The sequence below is a fragment of the Polaromonas sp. P1_G2 genome (genome assembly GCF_056405515.1).
Genome location: NZ_JBFUBY010000573.1, coordinates 1 through 848, shown reverse-complemented (window position 1 = coordinate 848; position 848 = coordinate 1). Strand labels below are relative to the sequence as shown.

Annotated in this window: 2 protein-coding genes; one reads left to right on the top strand and one right to left on the bottom strand. The window is 58.2% G+C overall.

What is annotated here, in order from left to right; translation table 11 throughout:
• On the top strand, positions 1 to 493 hold a 493-nt coding region (locus tag AC1D0P_RS26250), incomplete at its 5' end, for a glycoside hydrolase family 18 protein (RefSeq protein ID WP_477679405.1).
• A 95-nt stretch (positions 494 to 588) separates the two neighbouring features.
• Here the strand turns inward: AC1D0P_RS26250 and AC1D0P_RS26245 are convergent.
• A partial coding sequence (locus AC1D0P_RS26245; RefSeq protein ID WP_477679404.1) for a L,D-transpeptidase occupies positions 589 to 848 on the bottom strand: 260 nt, incomplete at its 5' end.

The following is an 848-nucleotide window of genomic DNA, read 5'->3' as shown; positions in this document are numbered from 1 at the left end:
GCATGATACGAGCTATACCGGCGGCAATGTGCTCGGCATTCTCAAGCAGGCCAAGGCTGACCACGTCGATCTCGATGTCGTCAACATCATGGCGATGGACTATTTCASCGGCGAGAAACATCCCGACATGGGGGAGAATGCGATCGACGCCGCCAAGGCGGTGCACAGGCAATTGCTCAAGCTCGGCATGGATGATGTGAAGATCGCAATCACGCCGATGATCGGTCAGAACGACAATTGGCAGAACCCGAAGACCAGCGAAGTGTTCACGCTGGAAGATGCACGCGAAGTGACAGCCTTTGCCGCCAAGACGCCATGGATCACCGGCATCGGCATGTGGGAACTGCCGCGCGACATTGCAGCGACCAAGGACACGACCGATCACGAGCCGACGTCGCACAGAAGCGGCGTCATTCAGGATCAGTGGGAGTTCTCATCGATCTTCGATGGGATCGCACAGCATGCGGCGTCGCACGACGGATTCTTTTTCTGATGGCGAGCGGTGAAATGCCACTCCGGTGAATGCGTCTCAACCACAAAACAGCAAAAGCCGGCACATGGCCGGCTTTTCTACGGGTTCGAAATCCTTCAGTCGCGAATGATCACCTTGGTGCCGATGGTCACGCTGGCATAGAGGTGTTCGACATCCTCGTTGGCCATGCGGAAGCAGCCGGAAGAGGCGGCATGGCCGATCGAGAGCGGCTGGTTGGTGCCGTGGATGCGGAATTCGCTTGAGCCGAGATACATGGCGCGGGCACCGAGCGGGTTGGTGAGGCCGCCTTCCATCTTTTCCGGCAGGATATGACCCTTCTTGGCTTCGCGTTCGCGCATTTCCTTCGGGGGAGTCC